16 protein-coding genes are annotated in these 16,713 nt (G+C 66.2%); 10 read left to right on the top strand and 6 right to left on the bottom strand.

The genetic code is table 11. The features are described from left to right. Entirely contained in the window at positions 1–462 is a 462-nt protein-coding gene (locus tag PMI12_RS21410; RefSeq protein WP_007836643.1) for a SixA phosphatase family protein, read from the top strand. 199 nt (positions 463–661) lie between these two features. Continuing rightward, entirely contained in the window at positions 662–1,510 is an 849-nt protein-coding gene (locus tag PMI12_RS21415) for a hypothetical protein (RefSeq protein ID WP_007836645.1), read from the top strand. A 6-nt stretch (positions 1,511–1,516) separates the two neighbouring features. Here the strand turns inward: PMI12_RS21415 and PMI12_RS21420 are convergent, their stop codons facing one another. Further along, a complete protein-coding gene (locus tag PMI12_RS21420) occupies positions 1,517–3,037 on the bottom strand; it encodes a Ppx/GppA phosphatase family protein (protein WP_007836646.1) in 1,521 nt (506 codons plus the stop codon). A gap of 262 nt (positions 3,038–3,299) precedes the next feature. Here PMI12_RS21420 and pstS point away from each other — a divergent pair, with 262 nt between their 5' ends. The 7 genes from pstS (at position 3,300) to phoR (ending at position 10,047) form a co-directional block, all read left to right on the top strand. Then, the gene (gene pstS, locus PMI12_RS21425; protein ID WP_007836647.1) at positions 3,300–4,334 is read left to right on the top strand and encodes a phosphate ABC transporter substrate-binding protein PstS; all 1,035 of its coding nucleotides are present in this window, start codon (positions 3,300–3,302) and stop codon (positions 4,332–4,334) included. Positions 4,335–4,366: 32 nt separating this feature from the next. Continuing rightward, positions 4,367–5,449 carry a phosphate ABC transporter permease subunit PstC gene (pstC, locus tag PMI12_RS21430; RefSeq protein WP_007836648.1) on the top strand — a complete coding sequence of 361 codons (1,083 nt, stop codon included), beginning with the start codon at positions 4,367–4,369 and terminating at the stop codon, positions 5,447–5,449. Then, positions 5,446–6,330, top strand: a complete 885-nt coding sequence (pstA, locus tag PMI12_RS21435) for a phosphate ABC transporter permease PstA (RefSeq protein WP_007836649.1) — start codon at positions 5,446–5,448, stop codon at positions 6,328–6,330. Before pstC ends, pstA begins: the two co-directional genes overlap by 4 nt. A gap of 17 nt (positions 6,331–6,347) precedes the next feature. Beyond that, positions 6,348–7,130, top strand: a complete 783-nt coding sequence (pstB, locus tag PMI12_RS21440) for a phosphate ABC transporter ATP-binding protein PstB (RefSeq protein ID WP_007836650.1) — start codon at positions 6,348–6,350, stop codon at positions 7,128–7,130. Positions 7,131–7,139: 9 nt separating this feature from the next. Continuing rightward, positions 7,140–7,841 carry a phosphate signaling complex protein PhoU gene (gene phoU / locus PMI12_RS21445; RefSeq protein WP_007836651.1) on the top strand — a complete coding sequence of 234 codons (702 nt, stop codon included), beginning with the start codon at positions 7,140–7,142 and terminating at the stop codon, positions 7,839–7,841. Between the two features lie 131 nt (positions 7,842–7,972). Further along, positions 7,973–8,665, top strand: coding sequence for a phosphate regulon transcriptional regulator PhoB (gene phoB, locus PMI12_RS21450; RefSeq protein WP_007836652.1), 693 nt, complete (start codon positions 7,973–7,975; stop codon positions 8,663–8,665). A 44-nt stretch (positions 8,666–8,709) separates the two neighbouring features. After that, entirely contained in the window at positions 8,710–10,047 is a 1,338-nt protein-coding gene (gene phoR / locus PMI12_RS21455) for a phosphate regulon sensor histidine kinase PhoR (RefSeq protein ID WP_007836654.1), read from the top strand. A 13-nt stretch (positions 10,048–10,060) separates the two neighbouring features. Here the strand turns inward: phoR and PMI12_RS21460 are convergent, their stop codons facing one another. From PMI12_RS21460 to PMI12_RS21470, 3 genes are all read right to left on the bottom strand, one after another. Next, positions 10,061–11,404 carry an MATE family efflux transporter gene (locus PMI12_RS21460; protein ID WP_007836656.1) on the bottom strand — a complete coding sequence of 448 codons (1,344 nt, stop codon included), beginning with the start codon at positions 11,402–11,404 and terminating at the stop codon, positions 10,061–10,063. Beyond that, on the bottom strand, positions 11,401–13,137 hold the full coding sequence (locus tag PMI12_RS21465; RefSeq protein WP_007836658.1) for a hypothetical protein: 1,737 nt from the start codon (positions 13,135–13,137) through the stop codon (positions 11,401–11,403). Before PMI12_RS21465 ends, PMI12_RS21460 begins: the two co-directional genes overlap by 4 nt. A 78-nt stretch (positions 13,138–13,215) precedes the next feature. Then, positions 13,216–13,485, bottom strand: coding sequence for a type B 50S ribosomal protein L31 (locus tag PMI12_RS21470; protein WP_007836661.1), 270 nt, complete (start codon positions 13,483–13,485; stop codon positions 13,216–13,218). A 181-nt stretch (positions 13,486–13,666) separates the two neighbouring features. Here PMI12_RS21470 and PMI12_RS21475 point away from each other — a divergent pair, with 181 nt between their 5' ends. Further along, a complete protein-coding gene (locus tag PMI12_RS21475; RefSeq protein ID WP_007836662.1) occupies positions 13,667–14,734 on the top strand; it encodes an oxidoreductase in 1,068 nt (355 codons plus the stop codon). A gap of 54 nt (positions 14,735–14,788) precedes the next feature. On the opposite strand, the gene rho is transcribed toward PMI12_RS21475, so the two are convergent. Then, entirely contained in the window at positions 14,789–16,054 is a 1,266-nt protein-coding gene (gene rho, locus PMI12_RS21480; RefSeq protein ID WP_007836663.1) for a transcription termination factor Rho, read from the bottom strand. 182 nt (positions 16,055–16,236) lie between these two features. Next, positions 16,237–16,569 (bottom strand): thioredoxin TrxA, encoded by a 333-nt coding sequence (gene trxA / locus PMI12_RS21485; protein WP_007836664.1) that lies wholly within the window; start codon positions 16,567–16,569, stop codon positions 16,237–16,239. Between the last annotated feature and the right edge of the window lie 144 nt (positions 16,570–16,713).

Raw genomic sequence — 16,713 nt, forward strand, 5'->3', positions numbered from 1 at the left:
ATGGACTTGATCTTCTGGCGGCATGCCGAAGCCGAGGACTGGACCGAGGGTTGCGACGACATGCAGCGCTCGCTCACCCCGCGCGGTGAGAAGCAGGCCAAGCGGATGGCCAGCTGGCTGGACCGCCAGTTGCCCGACGGCACGCGCATCATCTGCAGCCCCGCGCGGCGCTGCGAGCAGACCGCGCTGGCCCTGGGCCGCAAGTACAAGCTGCGTTCGGAACTCGCGCCCGACACCACGCCCGAGGCGCTGCTCGGTGCGGCCGGCTGGCCCAACGGCAAATCGGTGGTGCTGATGATCGGCCACCAGCCCTCGGTGGGGCAGGCCATCTCGCTCCTGCTCGGCCTCAAGCAGGACAGCTGCCCGGTGCGCAAGGGCGCGCTGTGGTGGATCCGCACGCGCGAGCGCGACGGCGACGTGCAGACCGTCGTCGTCACGGTGCAGTCGCCCGAGCTCATCTAGCCCCCCGGCCTGCCGCTTCCGGGCAGGCGCTTTGTCATGGTTGCAGACCGAGTGGGGCGGGGCGCTTGTCTCCCTGGAAAAGGGGCGCACCGCTCATGTGCGCAAGCGGCGCAATTTCTACAGTGACTCCACGGCAGTCCGCTTGGCCCCGATGAGGGGAAAGGCCATTGCCAGTCGGCCACCTCACTGGGGAACACGCATGAAACTGCTCAACCTCTCGCCAAGAAGCTTCACGAATCTGCTGCGGGAAAGCGCAGGCATGTCGTTGAAAACGCTGACTCCCCTGCTTGTTGCCGCAGCCCTTGTGTCAGGGTGCGCGACGGACGCGCCCCCGCCTGCGCTGCAAGCCCGCCACGATGCCGCCCGGTCGGTGGCGAAGGTCGAAATCATCTACAACCAGGAGGACGAACTGATCGTCGTGGATGGCGGTGGTTCGGGGCTGACGAGCTTTGCCGGGTTCCTGGGGCCTATCGGCGCGCTGCTGGCACTTGGCATCGACACCAACAGCCGGATGACGACGGCCGACCGCACGGACCGGCGCAGCAAGGAGTTCACGGCTGCGGTGAGGAACAGCGGTGTGCCCATGGGGCTCAACAGCTATTTCGCAGAGCGGCTGGCGGCGCGCCTGCGGGACGGCGGCCGCGAGGTGAAGCTGACGCCTTTCATGCGCGCGACTGGAAAGCTCCCCGAGATGCAGGTGCCGGAACTCCAGCCGACCCCCGGCTACAGCACGTTGATCCTGCGGATCACGACTGCTTATGGGGCATCCGATGCGACTTCGAGCTTCAAACCCATCGTGGCGGTCGAGCAGTTGCTGAGAGACGAGCATCAGGCTGTCCTCTACCAGGCAAGCCATACCTCCGATTTGAGTCAGCCGACCTACTTCCGGTATGACGGCCTGCTCAATGACCCCGCGGTTGCCCGGGAAGGGCTGAGGCAAGGGCTTGCCCAGGTCGTTCAGCCTGCCTATGCCGGCATGTTCGGGGACGACGAGCCTCGCATGGCCCATGTGGCAGCCGGTCGGACGGTTGGCCCCGATCCCAAGTAAAGCGGCTCAGGCCCCGCTGAGTTCCACGCGCCAGGTGCTGGTCTTCTGCCAGGCCTGCACTTCTTCGCGCAGGAGGTGTGCGGACTGCGGGTAGGCCTCGGCCCAGTCGGGCGCGCAGGCAATCGTGAAAGCCCTGGCGCCCAATGCCGCGAGATGCAGCGCGAGCGGATCGGGATCGCGGCGTGCATGGCACAGGATGATCGCGAGCCGAAGCGACAGCAGCTGCATGACGAAGGTCTCGTCGTCCAGCGCGATTTCGAGCTTGCGCAGCTTGCCGCGCTGGCCTAGCACCAGCTGGCCGAGCGCGTGCATCTCGTTCACCGCGAAGCCGGGCGCGTCGGTGTTGTCGAGGATGTAGGCGCCGTGCTTGTGATAGTCGCTGTGCGAGACCAGTGTGCCGATCTCGTGCAGCTGCGCCGCCCAGCCCAGTTTGCGCAATGCGCGGCCGGCGCGGCTCGACGTGCTGCCGCCGCGCGCGGCGGGGGAGAGCTGCACGAACAGCGACGCGGCCGTTTCGCCCACGCGCTTGGCCTGGGCCGCATCGACCGAAAACCGGCTGGCCAGACGGGCCACGGTGGCCGTGCGCATGTCGGCCACGCTCTCGTCGCGTTCCAGCAACTCGTAGAGCACGCCGTGGCGCAATGCACCCTGCGCCACCTTCATCTCCTCGATGCCGAGCAGGTCGAACACCGCGCGCAGCACGCTCACGCCGCCGCCGATCACGGCCTTGCGATCCTCGCGCATGCCGTCGATGCGCAGCTTGTCGGCGCTGCCGGCCTTGAGCAAGCGGTCGAGCAGCCAGTCGAGGCCTTCGCGGGTGACCAGGCCCGATTCGGCGCCCGCGGCAGCGAGCACGTCGCCGACCGCGCCGATGGTGCCCGAGGCGCCGTAGGCCACGTCCCACTGGTCGCGGGTGTAGCTGCCGAGCGCGTCGTCGAGCACGGCCTTGGCGGCCACTTCGGCGGCGCGGAAGGCTGCGGGCGTGAACTGGCCCTCGGCGAAGTGCTTCATCGACCAGGCGACGCTGCCGACGCGGTACGACTCGACCAGTTCGGCCTCGAGCGCGTGGCCGATGATCATTTCAGTGGAGCGCCCGCCGATGTCGACCACCAGCCGGCGCTCGCGCTCGGATGCGTCGGTGTGCGGGAGCATGTGCGCCACGCCCTGATAGATGAGGCGGGCCTCTTCCCGGCCCGGGATCACGTCGATGCCGAAGCCCAGGATGGTGCGTGCACGCAGCAGGAACTCTTCGCGGTTGCGTGCTTCGCGCAGCGTTTGCGTGGCTACGGCTCGCACCTGCGAGCGCTTGAAGCCGGCCAGCCGCTCGCCGAAGCGAGCGAGGGCGTCCCAGCCGCGCTGCATGGCTTCGGTGGTGAGGTTGCGCGCGCTGTCCAGTCCGTTGCCCTGGCGCACGGTCTCCTTGAGGTATTCGGTGCGGTGGATCTGGCCGTGATCGACCTGTCCGATTTCGAGCCTGAAGCTGTTCGAGCCCAGGTCGACTGCTGCGAGGCGGGTGCCGTTTTGCATGTGGTTCCGAGAAGAAGGCGGGTGTCTTGTTGTGTTTGATCGTAGCGCCGTGACAGAGCGCGCAGCCTCCAGATTCGCGCGACAGCGAGGTTCGCAAGGCTAGGCGCGGACCATGACGGTTGCGTGACAGCGTCACATGGATCGCGGGGGAAACGAAGGCATTTTCCCTCGACAGAGGGGTGTCACACCGATGTCACACAAGCTTTCTAGAGTCCGTTCAAGCCCAAAAAAGGGACTACTTCTTACTTCTAAAGGAAGCTTCATGAAAACGACGTTCAAATTTGCAACAGCCGGCCTGGTGGCCGCGGTGTTCTCCATTTCCGCCTTCGCCCAGGACGTGACCGGCGCCGGCGCCAGCTTCCCGGCACCGCTGTACGCCAAGTGGGCGTCCGACTTCAACAAGGCCACCGGCGTCAAGATCAACTACCAGTCGGTCGGCTCGGGCGCCGGCATCAAGCAGATCGAAGCCAAGACCGTCGATTTCGGCGCTTCGGACGCTCCCCTGAAGGACGACGAACTGCAGGCCAAGGGCCTGATGCAGTTCCCCACCGTCATCGGCGGCGTGATCCCCGTGGTCAACATTCCCGGCATCAAGCCCGGTGAGCTGAAGCTCAACGGCCAGGTCTTGGGCGACATCTACCTCGGCAAGGTCACCAAGTGGAACGACCCCGCCATCAAGGCGCTGAACGGTTCGCTGAACCTGCCCGACGCCGCCATCGCCCCGGTTCGCCGCGCCGACGGCTCGGGCACCAGCTTCCTGTTCACCAACTACCTGAGCAAGGTCAACGCCGAGTGGAAGAGCAAGGTCGGCGAAGGCACGGCCGTGAACTGGCCCACCGGCGCGGGCGGCAAGGGCAATGAAGGCGTCGCAGCCTTCGTGAACCGCCTGCCCAACTCGATCGGCTACGTCGAGTACGCCTACGTCAAGCAGAACAAGATGACGTACGCCCAACTGCAGAACGCCGCCGGCACCTTCGTGTCGCCCGACGACTCGGCCTTCAAGGCCGCCGCCGCCGGCGCCGACTGGAACAAGAGCTTCTACCAGGTGCTGACCAACCAGGCCGGCAAGGATGCATGGCCCATCACCGGTGCCACCTTCATCCTGATGCACAAGGTGCAGGACAAGCCCGCCAACGCCACTACCGTGCTCAAGTTCTTCGACTGGGCCTACAAGAGCGGCGACAAGACGGCCGACGACCTCGACTACGTGCCGATGCCCGACGCCGTGAAGGCGAGCATCGCCAAGGCATGGGGTGAAGTGAAGGATGCGTCGGGCAAGGCCGTCGCGTTCAAGTAATCCACCCATCAGTCCAGAAGAACGGCGTGTCCATGAGCAAACCCTCGCTCCAGGACGCGCCGCTTTCGTCTTTGCCGGAGCGACCTGTGTCATCCACCTTTCCCGCCGCTGCCACCTCCCTCGACCTCGCGGCCGAGCGCGGTCGTGCCACCGCCCCTCCGCCGCCCGTGAAGGCAGCGCGCTCCGGCCCGATGGCCGACCGGCTGTTCGGCTGGGCCGCCAAGGGCGCCGCGTTGCTGACGCTCGCGATGCTCATCGGCATCCTGCTGTCGCTGATCGCCGGCGCCTGGCCCGCCATTTCGAAGTACGGCCTCGGCTTCCTCACGAGCAGCGTGTGGGACCCGGTCAAGGACGAGTACGGCGGCCTGGTCATGATCTACGGCACGCTGGCCACCTCGATCATCGCGCTGGTGATCGCGGTGCCCGTGAGCTTCGGCATTGCGCTCTTCCTCACCGAACTTTCACCCAGCTGGCTCAAGCGCCCGCTGGGCACGGCCATCGAACTGCTGGCGGCGGTGCCCTCCATCGTGTACGGCATGTGGGGCCTGCTGGTGTTCGGGCCGATCCTTTCCACCTGGGTGCAGCAGCCGCTGCAGAAGCTGCTGGGCGGCGTGCCTTACCTCGGCACACTGGTCTCCGGCCCGCCGGTGGGCATCGGCATTCTGTCGGCCGGCATCATCCTGGCGATCATGATCATTCCGTTCATCGCCTCGGTGATGCGCGACGTGTTCGAGGTCACGCCGCCGCTGCTGAAGGAGTCCGCCTACGGTCTCGGCTCGACCACTTGGGAAGTCGTCTCCAAGGTGGTGCTGCCCTACACCAAGGCCGGCGTCATCGGCGGCATCATGCTCGGCCTGGGCCGGGCGCTGGGTGAAACGATGGCTGTCACGTTCGTGATCGGCAACATGAACCAACTCAACTCGCTGTCGGTGTTCGAGGCTGCGAACAGCATCACCTCGGCACTCGCCAACGAATTCGCCGAAGCCGGCGCGGGCCTGCACCAGGCTGCTCTGATGTACCTCGGCCTAGTGCTGTTCTTCATCACCTTCGTCGTGCTGTCGCTCTCCAAGATGCTGCTGGCCAAGATGAAGAAGAGCGAAGGAACCAAATCGTGAGTACCGCTCAAAACCTCTTGAACGCCAAGGCGCTTGCCGAAACGCGCCAGGCCCGGTTCGCTTCGCGCAACCGCGTCAACAAGATCGCGCTCACGCTGTCGCTCGCTGCGATGGCTTTCGGTGTGTTCTGGCTGGTGTGGATCCTCTGGGAAACGCTGCGCCAGGGCGTGGGCGGCCTGGCCATCGCCACCTTCACCGAGATGACGCCGCCGCCGAACGAGGTGGGCGGCATCGCGAACGCGATCTTCGGTTCGTTCGTGATGGTGGCGCTGGCCACCTTCGTGGGCACGCCCATCGGCATCATGGCCGGCATCTACCTGGCCGAGTACAACCCCAAGGGCTGGCTCGCTTCCGTCACGCGCTTCGTCAACGACATCCTGCTGTCGGCGCCGTCGATCGTGATCGGCCTGTTCGTCTATGCCGTGGTGGTGGCCTATTTCAAGACCTTCTCGGGCCTGGCCGGTGCGCTGGCGCTTGCGCTGATCGTGATCCCGGTGGTCATCCGCACCACCGAGAACATGCTGCAGCTGGTGCCGCCGGGCCTGCGCGAAGCGGCCTACGCGCTGGGAACGCCGAAGTGGAAGGTCATCCTGAGCATCACGCTGCGCGCCGCACGCGCCGGTGTGGTCACGGGCGTGCTGCTTGCTGTGGCGCGCATCGCGGGCGAAACCGCGCCGCTGCTCTTCACCGCTCTGAACAACCAGTTCTGGACCGCCGACGTGAGCCAGCCGATGGCCAGCCTGCCGGTCACGATCTTCAAGTTCGCGATGAGCCCGTACGAGAACTGGCAACAGCTGGCATGGGCCGGCGTGTTCCTGATCACGATTGCCGTGCTCGCCCTCAACATCCTGGCGCGGGTCCTGACGCGCACCAAACACTGAATCCAGAAGAAGACAACATGCCAAACACCGTCGCACAACAACCGTCGCGCTCGAAGATCTCGGTCAAGGACCTGAACTTCTACTACGGCAAGTTCCACGCGCTCAAGGGCATCAACCTCGAGATTCCCGAGAACAAGGTCACCGCTTTCATCGGCCCTTCGGGCTGCGGCAAGTCGACTCTGCTGCGGACCTTCAACCGCATGTTCGAGCTCTATCCGGAGCAGCGTGCCGAAGGCACCATCGCCCTGGACGGCGAGAACCTGCTTACCTCCAAGCAGGACGTGGCGCTGATCCGCGCCAAGGTCGGCATGGTGTTCCAGAAGCCCACGCCGTTCCCGATGTCGATCTACGACAACATCGCCTTCGGCGTGAAGCTGTTCGAGAATCTCTCGGCCAGCGAAATGGACGACCGCGTCGAGTGGGCCCTGAAGAAGGCCGCCCTGTGGACCGAAGTGCGCGACAAGCTGCAGCAAAGCGGCTCGGGCCTCTCGGGCGGCCAGCAGCAGCGCCTGTGCATTGCGCGCGGCATCGCGATCAAGCCCGAAGTGCTGCTGCTCGACGAACCGTGCTCCGCGCTCGACCCGATTTCCACCGCGAAGATCGAGGAACTGATCGCCGAGCTGAAGAATGAATACACAGTGGTCATCGTGACGCATAACATGCAGCAGGCCGCCCGCTGCAGCGACTACACCGCCTACATGTACCTCGGCGACCTGATCGAATTCGGTGCGACGGAACAGATGTTCTTCAAGCCGCAGCGCAAGGAAACCGAGGACTACATCACCGGCCGTTTCGGCTAAGGAGACACCATGACCGAGAAACACCTTTCCAGCCAGTTCGACAGCGAACTCAACGGCGTCTCGTCGCGCGTGATGGAGCTCGGCGGCATGGTCGAGTCACAGATTCACCAGGCTGTGTACGCGCTGCTGCAGTTCGACACCGAAGCCGCCGACCGCGTGATGGAGACCGAGCACCGCGTCAATGCGATGGAAATCGACATCGACCGCGAGCTGTCGTCCATCATCGCGCGCCGCCAGCCGACCGCCCGCGACCTGCGCCTGCTGATCGCCATCAGCAAGACCACCGCCAACCTCGAGCGCGTGGGCGACGAGGCCAACAAGATCGCGCGCATGGTCAAGTCGATCATCGAGAGCGGGGCGGCCCGCCAGCTGCCGACGACCGAGCTGCGCATCGCGGCCGACCTGGCCTCGGGCCTGCTGCGCACCGCGCTGGACGCCTTCGCGCGCCTGGACACGGCCGCGGCACTGTCGATCCTGAAGGACGACGACCTGATCGACAAGGAGTTCGACGGTTTCGTGCGCAAGCTGGTCACCTACATGATGGAAGACCCGCGCACCATCTCCGCCAGCCTGGACCTGTTGTTCCTGGCCAAGGCCATCGAACGCATCGGCGACCACGCCAAGAACATTGCCGAGTTCATCATCTACATCGTCAAGGGCGCCGATGTGCGGCACACTTCGATGCAGGAAATCGAGTCCGCGCTTCAATGACAAACCCCCAGGCTTGCCCACTTCGTGTGGCCGCCAATCCCCTTGCAGGGGGCAACGCCAGCGGCCCGGCAAAGCCGGTTCCGCGGCGTTCGCTGGAAGGGACCGGGGCGACCATCAAGTGAGCAGATAACATGAAGAAACCCCGAGTCCTGATCGTCGAGGACGAGTCCTCGATCGCCGAGCTGATCGCCGTCAACCTGCGCCACAACGGCTTCGAGCCGATCTGGTCTGAAGACGGTGCGGCAGCACAACGCGAGATCGACGCCTTCCTGCCGGACCTGATCCTGCTCGACTGGATGCTGCCGGGCCAGAGCGGCCTGCAACTCGCGCGCCAGTGGCGCAAGGACCCGCGCACCAAGGCCATCCCGATCCTGATGCTGACCGCGCGCGGCGACGAGCCCGACAAGGTGGCCGGCCTCGATGCCGGTGCCGACGACTACATCACCAAGCCTTTCTCCACCCAGGAGATGCTGGCCCGCATCCGTGCGGTGCTGCGTCGCCGGGCGCCGGAAGTGGTGACCGAGCGGGTCGAGATCGGCGAGCTGGCGCTCGACACCTCCACCCACCGCGTGACCTGGCAGGGCGGCGCGCTGAAGGTCGGGCCGACCGAGTTCAAGCTGCTGGCCTACCTGATGCAGCATGCCGAGCGCGTGCACAGCCGCGCGCAGCTGCTCGACAAGGTGTGGGGCGACCACGTCTACATCGAGGAGCGCACGGTCGACGTGCACGTCAAGCGCCTGCGCGAATCGCTGGGTGCGGCGGCGCCGATGGTCGAAACCGTCCGCGGAGCGGGCTACCGGCTGACCGCCCAAGTCACGGTTTGACCGCAGTGGCGTCCCTTGGCCGCGGGCGCGGATAATCGCCCGCCATGCCTTTTCGCATAGCTACTTTTTTAATAGCGTCCCTTGCAATAGGAGCGGGCGCTGTCGCGATTTTTGGCTGGAAGTTCGGATGGCTGGGCGCGTGGCTGGGCGCGGTGCTCTGGCTGGCGCTCGATGCCTGGCGCGCCGAGCGGCTGATGCGGGTGCTGCGCAACGACGCGGCGGGCCTGCCGACGAGGGGAGCGGGCGTGTGGGGCGAGCTGTCGGAGCGCATCCGCAAGCTGCTGCGCGACCGCGAGCAGCAGACGCGGCAAGCCGAAGAGCGGCTGCAGGAGTTCCTCGCGGCCATCCAGGCCTCACCCAATGGCGTGGTGCTGCTCGACGAGCAGGGCCGCATCGAATGGTGCAACCAGACGGCCGCCAGCCAGTTCGGCATCGATGCCGAGCGCGACCTTGCGCAGCATCTGGCGAACCTCGTGCGCGATCCGGCCTTCGTCGCCTACCTTGCATCGTGGAACTACAGCCGCGACGTGGTCATCGACGCCTCCGGACCCGGCCACTCGCATCAGCGCCCCCACCTGGTGCGGCTGTCGGTGCAGGTGCATCCCTATGCCGGCAACCGCCGCATGCTTCTGACGCGCGACATCACGGCGCTGGAGCAGGCCGAGGCGATGCGGCGTGATTTCGTGGCGAACGTGTCGCACGAAATCCGCACGCCGCTGACGGTGCTGGCGGGCTTCGTCGAGACGCTACAGAACCTGCCGCTCGACGCGGACGAACGCATGCGCTACCTGTCGCTGATGGGGCAGCAGTCGCACCGCATGGAAACGCTGGTGAACGACCTGCTGACGCTGTCGCGGCTGGAAGGCAGCGCGGCGCCTTCGGGCAATCAGTGGATCCGCATTCGTGCGCTGCTCGCACAGTGCGAAGACGAGGGCCGCGGGCTGTCGGGCCGTGTGGCGCCGCAGGGACACCGGCTGTCGTTCACCATCGAAGCCGAGTCCGAAGTGTCGGGCGCACCGACCGAGCTGCAGAGCGCGATGTCGAACCTGCTGAGCAATGCCATCCGCTACACGCCAGGCGGCGGCGAGGTGGCGGTGAGCTGGCGGGTGCTGCCTGACGGGCGTGGCGAATACGCAGTGAAAGACACGGGTCCCGGCATTGCCGCCGAGCACATTCCCCGGCTGACCGAGCGCTTCTACCGCATCGACCGCAGCCGTTCGCGCGAGACGGGCGGCACGGGGCTGGGGCTGGCCATCGTCAAGCACATTGCCCAGCGGCACGGCACCGAGCTGCGCATCGAAAGCACGGTGGGCAAGGGTTCGCGCTTTGCGCTGGTGTTTCCCGCAGTGCGCGTGCGGGAAGCGCGCGTGCTGGCCAGGTAGCAGGCAGCTCTTGTCAAGCGCGCTGGCGCATCGTCCAACGCAGCAGCGCGCCGAACAGCAGGGCCGTCAGCGCCAGCGCGAAGGCGCTCATGATCCAGAACGCCAGCGGCGATTGCATGGCCGCCCAGGGGCCAAGTCCGCGGTACGCCAGCAGGTAGCTTCCGCCGAGGCCCAGTCCCCACAGCATCGCGCAATAGATCACCAGCGGCGCCAGCGTGACCCGGTAGCACCGCAGCACGAACACGCAGAAGGTCTGCACCGCATCGGCGAAGTGATACATGGCCACCGCCAGCAACAGTGCGCCGGCCATCGCGATCACAGCGGGGTTGTCTGAATACACGTTGGCGAGCTCGTAGCGCAGCGCAGCCATGGCGGCGGCGTAGAACAAAGCGCACAGCGCGGTCAGCTCGAAGCCCAGGCGACAGGCGTGCCGGGCCCTGGCCGCATCCCCGGCACCGAGCCAGAAGCTCACGCGCGCGCTGGTCGCGATGGCCAGCGACAGCGGGGTCATGTAGGCCACGGCCAGCAGGTTCGACGCGATCTGGTGCGCCGCCGCGGCCGCCGTGCCAAGGCGGGCGATGAACAAGGCCATCAGCGTGAACGAGGTCACTTCGACCAGCACCGCCAAGCCGCCTGGCACGCCGAGCCGCGCGAACTTGCGGATCTGCTGCCAGTCGGGCGCCTCGATGCGCTTCCAGAGCCCGTAGTCGCGATAAAACGCGCGGTTGCGCAACAGCCAGATGGCGCAGCCCAGCATCGCCCAGTTCACGCACAGCGTGGCCCAGCCGCAGCCCACGAGGCCCATGGCCGGCAGGCCCGCGCCACCGAAGGTAAACCAGATCGACAGCGGCAGCTTCACGGCCAGCGAACCGAGCTGCAGCCATGTCACGAGCTGGGGCTTGCCCAGGCTCTGGTTGAGCGTGCTGAACAGGCGAAAGAGCAGGGCCGGCGCCAGTGCAAAGGCCAGCACCGCCAGATAGGCCTCGACTTCGCCGCGCATTGCAGCCGGCACCTGGGTCCACCGCAGCGCCGCGTCGGGCAGCAGCAGGATCGCCATGCCGGCCACGATGGCAATGGCGGCCAGGTAGAGCGATTGCCGCACCGAGCGGCCCACCTCGCCGGCGCGGCCGCCGCCATGCAGTTCGGCCCAGACCGGCAGCAGTGCCTGCAGGACGCCCATCAGCGAGACGTACACGCTGACGAAGATGGCGGCGCCGACCGACAGGGCGGCCAGTGCTTGTTCGGAGTAGCGCCCGGCGATGATGGTGTCGGCCACGCCGAAAGCCATCACGGCCAGCTGCCCGGCGAGCACGGTGCCCGCGTGCCGCGCGATCAGGGCCCGTTCGCCGCCCCTCACTGCGGCGTGATCTTCTGGTAGAGCAGGAGGTCGTCGGCCGCGCTGCTGGGTCGGCGCAGCGTGCCGGCAAAGCGCCACTGGTCGAAGGGAATGATCGTGTGCAGGCGCTCGATGGTCTCTGGGCTCGCCAGCAACCATGGGCAATCGGTGCCCAGCAGCAGCGGTTGCACGTTGAAGTTGCCGTGGTGGCGCAGGGCCGCGATGTGCGGGCGGCTGAGCGCGAGTTCCGCGATGCAGCGCGGCTGGCCGACGCGTTCGGCCACGGCCCGCACCTGCGGCACGTAGCTGCGCGCGTAGTCGATGGGCGGCAGCCACAGCGTCATCAGCAGCATCCAGCACAGCGCCGTACCGCCGGCCGGCAGCACCAGCGTCTTCCAGAGCGCGGCACGGTGCCGCCCCGTGCGCCAGCGCACCAGCCAGCACCAGGCAATGGTCGCGGCCGCCGCGAGAGCCACGGCAATGGGAGAGAACTCGGGCACGAAGCCGGGCACCAGCCGCGCCACGCTGGCGGCGGGCTTGGGCGGCACGCCGGTCTGCATGGCGACCCAGTAGATCCAGCCGAGCACGGCCAGGCCGCTGAAGAACAGCACGTTGAACCAGTCGATCAGCGCCGCTGCGCTGCGCCTGAAGGTGGGCAGGGCGAAGGCGGCCAGCGTGGCGAACGCGGGTAGCGCCAGCAGCAGCGAGCGGTCGGAGTAGTCGGTGGTCCAGGTGGCCGCCAGCGGCACCAGCGCGAACCAGAAGGGCAGCGCGACGTGGCGTGCCGTGAGCTGCCGCCGCCAGCGCCAGAGCGTCCAGATGGCAAGCGGCCAGACCGGCCAAGTGAACCACAGCAGCAGCTTGGCCTGGCTGCGTGCGTCGCCGAGCAGCGAACCGCCGAGCACGGTGATCTTCCATGTCGGCAGCTTCAGCCCGAACACGAGCACCGCCGCCAGCGCGGTAATGCCAGTCATCGCGAGGAGGGCGCCTCGCGTGTAGCCGGGGCCGTTGTCTTCGTCGTTGATGTTCTCGCGCTCGGACTGCATGGCGAGCCGGCGCTCGTAGGCGATGTACAGCACGCTGCCGACGGCCAGCGCGAGCCCCACGGTGGGCGCACCGCTCAGCGTGATGCCGATGGTGCCCACCGTCAGTGCGATCAACGGGCCCGCACGGCGATAGGGCAGTGCGGCCACGCCGTAGAACAGGTGCGAGGCAAAGAACAGCTGTGCCAGTGCGGGCGTGGTCTCGTGGCCAAGCTGGGCGAGGCCGAGGCAGGCGATCAGTGCCAGCAGGCCGCCGTCGGCAATCGCGCGTGCGTAGTCGGTCGGCCGTGCCTCCCCGCCGAAGGCGAAGGCCACGGGCTGGGCACGCGCCGTGCGGGCCAGGTAGTACACCGCATACCAGCTGGCCGTGAAGGTGCCCCAGAGCAGGAACGCGAATGCGATTCGCACGGCCAGGTCGGGGTTCAGCCACGACGGCGCGATCTTGATCGCCAGGGCGCCGATCCAGTACGGGATCAGCGCGGGCGTTTCGGGGCGCAGGCCCAGCAGGAGAGGATCGAACCAGCGCGCGATGCCTTCGGTGCTGCGGGCCAGTTCGGCCATGTAGCCGAAGGCCGTGATGTCCGCGCTCTTCCAGGGGCCTCGGCCGACCAGGCCCGGCAGCAGGTAGGCCGCACACAGCAGAAGCAACGCGATGCGCGGCAGCCGGCGCACGGCACTCTGGGCAACGATCGCGGGGGTGGGCTGGTTCAAGTGGCGAAAGAGGCGGAATTCAGAAAGAAAAAGGGCAGCGCGGTAAACCGGGCTGCCCTCGACGCGAAAGCGCGTGCCTTACTTCGAAGCAGCGCCGGTGGTCTTGCCGAAACGGTTGCGGAACTTCTCGACGCGGCCGCCCATGTTGTCGACCGACTTCTGCGTGCCGGTGTAGAACGGGTGCGATTCGCTGGTGGTGTCGAGCTTGAACAGGGGGAGCTCGCGACCGTCGTCGGTCTTGCCCATTTCCTTGGTGTTCGCGCACGAACGGGTCACGAACTTGAAGCCGTTCGACATGTCGACGAACAGGATTTCGCGGTAATTCGGGTGGATGCCTTCTTTTGCCATGGTTTTTCCTTTTGCGCTGTTGGAATCAATGCGCGGTCGATGCGAGAGCCACCAGCGTGCCAATGGTCTGGCGCGCTGCCCTGGGAAATCCAGGAGGCCGGGCGAAGCTGCCCAGCCGCACTTTTCGCGGAGCCCATGATTATCGCATACTGCCCTATTTTCGAGCAAACGGAACCCTTCCATGACCTCCGCACCTTTGCGCGCCGGCCTCGTCGGCTACGGTTTTGCCGGCCAGACCTTCCATGCGCCGGTGCTTTCGGCCGTTCCGGGGCTCGAACTGGCCGCAGTGGTGAGTTCGCAGCCGCACAAAGTGCACGCCGACTGGCCCGGTGTGCCCGTGGTGCCCGACGTGGCGGCGCTGGTGGCCCGCGCCGACATCGACCTCGTCGTGGTCGCGACGCCCAATGCACAGCACCATCCGGTCGCCAAGGCAGCGCTGGAGGCCGGCAAGCACGTGGTGGTGGACAAGCCTTTCACGCTCGATGTGGCTGAGGCGCGGGAGCTCGAGGCGTTGTCCAAGCGCAACAACCTTGTCTTGGCGGTGTATCAGAACCGGCGTTTCGATGCCGATTTCCTGACCCTCAAGGATGTCCTGGCGTCCGGCGAATTGGGCCGGCCGGTGTACCTGGAGTCGCATTTCGACCGCTTCCGGCCCGAGGTGAAGGCGCGCTGGCGCGAGCAGGCCGTGCCGGGGTCGGGCCTGTGGGTGGACCTGGGCGCCCATCTGGTCGATCAGGCGGTGCAGCTTTTCGGCCGGCCCGACACGATCCAGCTCGACACCGCCGTGCTGCGCGACGGTGCTGTGGTCGAAGACTACTTTCATGCCGTGCTGCGCTACGAGCTGGGGCCGCATGCGCCGCTGCGCGTGGTGCTGCATTCGACGACGCTCGCCGCCCATGCGGCGCCGCGCTACATCGTGCACGGCACGCGTGGCAGCTACGTCAAGCACGGCGTCGATACCCAGGAGGATGCGCTGCGCGCCGGGCAGCGGCCGCCGGCCGTGGGGTGGGGCGCCGATCCGCTCGATGGCGAGCTCACGCTGATCGGCAGCGATGGGGCGCCGCACTTTCGCGCCTTGCCGACGCGGCCAGGCAACTACGTCGACTACTACGCTGCGGTCCGCGACGCGATCCTCGGCCACGGCCCGAACCCCGTGCCGCCCGAGCAGGCCGTCGCGCTGATGGAGTTGCTCGACATCGGCCGCCAGAGCACCGTCGAAGGCCGCGCCATCCGCATCGAGCGCCCATGAAAAAAGCGCGTCGGCCCTTGAGGGCCAACGCGCTTTTGCGGAAGAGCGTGGTGCTCAGCCGCCGCGACGCATCATGTCGAAGAACTCGACATTGGTCTTGGTCGCCTTCATGTTCTTGAGCATCAGCTCCATCGACTCGATCTCGTCCATGTTGTACATGAGCTGACGCAGGATGCGGGTCTTCTGGAGGATCTCGGGTGCCAGCAGCAATTCTTCGCGGCGCGTGCCGCTGCGGTTGAGCTGGATCGAGGGGAACACGCGCTTTTCGTACAGGCGGCGGTCGAGGTGGATTTCGGAGTTGCCGGTGCCCTTGAACTCTTCGAAGATCACTTCGTCCATGCGGCTGCCGGTATCGATCAGCGCGGTGCCGATGATGGTCAGCGAGCCGCCTTCTTCCACGTTGCGCGCGGCGCCCAGGAAGCGCTTGGGGCGCTGCAGCGCGTTGGAGTCGACGCCGCCCGTCAGCACCTTGCCCGACGAGGGCACGACGTTGTTGTAGGCGCGGGCGAGGCGGGTGATCGAGTCGAGCAGGATCACCACGTCCTTCTTCAGTTCGACCAGGCGCTTGGCGCGCTCGATCACCATTTCGGCGACGTGCACGTGGCGCGCTGCGGGCTCGTCGAAGGTCGAAGCAATGACTTCGCCCTTCACCGTGCGCTGCATTTCGGTCACTTCTTCAGGGCGCTCGTCGACGAGCAGCACCATCATGTGGACGTCGGGGTAGTTGGCGCTGATCGCGTGGGCAATGTGCTGCATCATCACCGTCTTGCCGCTCTTGGGCGGTGCCACGAGCAGGGCGCGCTGGCCCTTGCCGATGGGCGCGATGATGTCGATGATGCGGCCCGTGATGTTCTCGTCGCCCTTGATGCCGTCGCGCTCGAGCTTCATCTGCTCCTTGGGGAACAGCGGCGTCAGGTTTTCGAACATCACCTTGTGCTTGTTCTGCTCGGGCGGACCGTCGTTGACCTTGTCGAGCTTGGTCAGCGCGAAATAGCGCTCGCCGTCCTTGGGCGTGCGCACCTCGCCTTCGATCATGTCGCCGGTGTGCAGGTTGAAGCGGCGCACCTGGCTCGGCGAGATGTAGATGTCGTCCGTGCTGGCCGTGAAGCTGGTGTCGGGGCTGCGCAGGAAGCCGAAGCCGTCGGGCAGTATTTCGAGCACGCCGTCGGCGAAGACCTGTTCGCCGGCCTTGGCGCGCTTCTTGATGATCGCGAACATCAACTCCTGCTTGCGCATGCGGCCGACGTTTTCGATCTCAAGCGCTTCGGCTTGCTTGAGGACTTCAGACACGTGGAGTGCCTTGAGTTCGTTTAAGTGCATGGAATGACCCCTCGCGGGGTAATCGAACGGAAAACGGGGGGAGGTTGGGTGTGAAGCGAGAGGTGCCTCACCAACCGGGGAACTCGAACCGGTTGCCTGGATAAAGGGCCGGTGATCTGTGGGAGATTATGACAGGAAAAACGCGCCGGCCAACGCATTGCGCGCTGGCCGGTGGAAATCGCTCAGGCGAGCTGCTGGTCGATGAAGGCCGTGAGTTGCGCCTTGCTCATGGCGCCGACCTTGGTGGCGGCCAACTGGCCGTCCTTGAACAGCATCAGCGTGGGGATGCCGCGAATGCCGAACTTGGCGGGAATGTCGCGGTTCTCGTCCACGTTCAGCTTGGCGATCTTCAGCTTGCCTTCGTAGGCGGCCGACACTTCGTCGAGGATCGGGGCGATCATCTTGCAGGGACCGCACCATTCGGCCCAGTAATCGACCAGCACGGGCTGGCTGGACTTGAGCACGTCGGCCTCGAAGGAGGAATCGGAGATGTGTTTGATGAGTTCGCTGGCCATGTGTGGGTCCTTGTGCGCAGAGAGTTTCGGTGCAGCTAAAGTGCTGGTCATTGTGACAGAAACCAAGGGGTGGCGTGCCGTGCGGGGACGCTATGGCGGCGATAGCCAAAAGCCCTTGTGCGTCACGTCCACGCGCTCTCCAAC

Origin of the sequence: Variovorax sp. CF313, from assembly GCF_000282635.1 — a bacterium.
Taxonomy (GTDB): Bacteria; Pseudomonadota; Gammaproteobacteria; order Burkholderiales; family Burkholderiaceae_C; genus Variovorax.

Excerpts from the sequence above, each read along its gene's own strand:
- PMI12_RS21410 (WP_007836643.1), top strand. The coding sequence starts at position 1 with ATGGACTTGATCTTCTGGCGGCATGCCGAAGCCGAGGACTGGACCGAG.
- PMI12_RS21415 (WP_007836645.1), top strand. The coding sequence starts at position 662 with ATGAAACTGCTCAACCTCTCGCCAAGAAGCTTCACGAATCTGCTGCGG.
- PMI12_RS21420 (WP_007836646.1), bottom strand. The coding sequence starts at position 3,037 with ATGCAAAACGGCACCCGCCTCGCAGCAGTCGACCTGGGCTCGAACAGC.
- pstS (WP_007836647.1), top strand. The coding sequence starts at position 3,300 with ATGAAAACGACGTTCAAATTTGCAACAGCCGGCCTGGTGGCCGCGGTG.
- pstC (WP_007836648.1), top strand. The coding sequence starts at position 4,367 with ATGAGCAAACCCTCGCTCCAGGACGCGCCGCTTTCGTCTTTGCCGGAG.
- pstB (WP_007836650.1), top strand. The coding sequence starts at position 6,348 with ATGCCAAACACCGTCGCACAACAACCGTCGCGCTCGAAGATCTCGGTC.
- phoU (WP_007836651.1), top strand. The coding sequence starts at position 7,140 with ATGACCGAGAAACACCTTTCCAGCCAGTTCGACAGCGAACTCAACGGC.
- phoB (WP_007836652.1), top strand. The coding sequence starts at position 7,973 with ATGAAGAAACCCCGAGTCCTGATCGTCGAGGACGAGTCCTCGATCGCC.
- phoR (WP_007836654.1), top strand. The coding sequence starts at position 8,710 with ATGCCTTTTCGCATAGCTACTTTTTTAATAGCGTCCCTTGCAATAGGA.
- PMI12_RS21470 (WP_007836661.1), bottom strand. The coding sequence starts at position 13,485 with ATGGCAAAAGAAGGCATCCACCCGAATTACCGCGAAATCCTGTTCGTC.
- PMI12_RS21475 (WP_007836662.1), top strand. The coding sequence starts at position 13,667 with ATGACCTCCGCACCTTTGCGCGCCGGCCTCGTCGGCTACGGTTTTGCC.
- rho (WP_007836663.1), bottom strand. The coding sequence starts at position 16,054 with ATGCACTTAAACGAACTCAAGGCACTCCACGTGTCTGAAGTCCTCAAG.
- trxA (WP_007836664.1), bottom strand. The coding sequence starts at position 16,569 with ATGGCCAGCGAACTCATCAAACACATCTCCGATTCCTCCTTCGAGGCC.